The sequence below is a fragment of the Streptomyces sp. NPDC058678 genome (assembly GCF_042714835.1).
GTDB lineage: Bacteria > Actinomycetota > Actinomycetes > Streptomycetales > Streptomycetaceae > Streptomyces.
In genome coordinates this window covers 1-1,959 of sequence record NZ_JBHXSG010000111.1, presented here as the reverse complement: position 1 = coordinate 1,959, position 1,959 = coordinate 1, and the positions used below count along the sequence as shown (strand labels likewise).

Here is a 1,959-nt window from a genome sequence, read left to right as displayed (position 1 = left end):
GGGTGGGTTACCTCGCCCCGATGGGGGGGCGCTGGCGGGCACTACCACTGATGCCACCTAAATTCCTTTCTTGGGGGTGGGCTTCGACAGCGCGACCCCCACCGCTCGGTACTCAGACTCAGCTGCACTTACGTCCGGTGTTGATGCACTGGACCGCCTTGTTCATCAGCTTCGGGTCGAAGACGTTGATGAAGTCACCGTGGTCGGTGACCGGCTTGTGCTGCTGTTCGGGGAAGCTGTCCAACGAGAAGAACGGACGGGTCTTGCCGTTGTCCTTGACGCTGGGCGCGTCCACGTCGTACACGAGACGCTGCACCAACTGCGGAATGGCCTTGAAACCGGTCGGGCAGTTTCCGTTGGCGTCAGCGAAGGCCACGTGCGTACGGTGGTTGGCGCTGTCGATGTTCCTGCCGTCCCAGCAGCTCTGGAACTTGAAGGTGCGCACCACGTCGCTGCCTGAGGGGCAGAGAGGGTACTTGTCCTTCAACTGCACCTTGTTCTCGAAGCCGGTGCAGCTCCAGGACGCGTTGGCGTTGGCCGTGCCGTTGACGAAGGCCTTGGCGTCACCGGTGATGATGCGCAGGAACTTGGGCATTGCCACCACCTTGCCGCGGGGGCTGCCCACGAAGTCCAAAGTGGCCTTCTTGGCCGTCAGGATCCGGCCCGTGTTGCCCTCGGCGCCGCCGCCCTGCTTGTCGGCGTCGAACTCCTTGGTGCCGTTCTGCAGGCGCAGCACCGGCCAGTAGTAGGACGACTTGTCGCCCTTGTTCTGGCAGCTGGTCCCGGCCTTGGCGAAGTCCTGGTCGCTCGAGAAGGCGTCGTTGTCCTGGTTGCCGACGTAATCGTGCATGTGGTGTGCGCCGTTGGTGACACCGGGCGCGACGATGACGTTGTCGCTGTTGTACAGCTTGTTGGCGTTCACCCCACACTTGCTGACGAAGACACCCTTTGAAGCCTTCGCCGACTTGGCCGGCGTGCGCACATTGGACTTCACCTTGGTGATGTCCACGAAGTCGGCGGCGACGGGACCGTTGCCGGTTGCTCCGGCATTGGTGTTGTTGCCACCCTGGTTGTTGTTGCCGCCCTGACCGGCGGCGGGCTGGCCGCCGGTGGCGCGCAGCGTGCAGGCCGCCAAAGCGTCGAGGCCCTGCGGCTTGGCTGCCACACGGCCGATGGCGGTGGCGATCCGGTCGATCGTCGCCTTCCGCTTGTCCTTCAGCGGACCCACGATCGCGTTCTGGGCGAAGCTGGCGTCCTGCTGAATCGCCTTCTGGGAAGTGGAAAGGCGCTGGTATGCCTCGGATATCTGCTTGTCGAGGAGTGCCAGTTCCCTGTCGACCTGGGCCTTCGCCTGGGCGGGCACTGATGTCAACTGCTGACCGACGTCGGGGCAGTCAATGGTGGAGGTGCCGGCTGCGAAAACCTGGTTCTGGGCAGAGCCCTTGGACGCGCTGGTTTCGTCGGCCGAGGCGTAGATGTTGACCGCCACCAGTCCACCGGCCCCTACGGCCAGTGCGGCCGCCGCGCCTACCGCCCGGCGGGCAGTCTTCGATCTCTTTCGCGTATTGCGTCTCATCAGGCCTCTCAAGGACATCTCCGGAGCCGGCAGGACTTCCGGCATGGGTAAGCGCGTCCTCAGATACGAATGTGAGCGTCGAATGCTCAGCGGATTCTCAGATTCATAGGTTCCTCCATCCGCAAAACGGTGCATGAGTGCCCAATCCGGGCCGGGTCAGCTTCCAGTGATCGTCGTGACTGGCTCACTGGTTGCTCCGCCACACCCACGGCCGAAAGGCCGGGGTGGTCGAGGACGGGCACCAGGTCGCCCAAATCGGTGACGGTGAGTTCGAAGCACCGGCCGACAGCAGTCTCTGCGCCAGGTCGGACGTGGTCCGGGCGGGGCGAGCCGGGACCGCTGCACCGGCGCGGTGCCGAAGCCGAACAGGTGCGGGGTGGAAG

The 1,959-nt window shown here is 64.4% G+C and carries 1 protein-coding gene; it reads right to left on the bottom strand.

The window, feature by feature from the left end; genetic code table 11:
• Positions 1–118: 118 nt before the first annotated feature.
• Complete coding sequence (locus tag ACFWWR_RS45975; RefSeq protein ID WP_384310299.1) at positions 119–1,576, bottom strand: DUF1996 domain-containing protein; 1,458 nt, start codon at positions 1,574–1,576, stop codon at positions 119–121.
• Between the last annotated feature and the right edge of the window lie 383 nt (positions 1,577–1,959).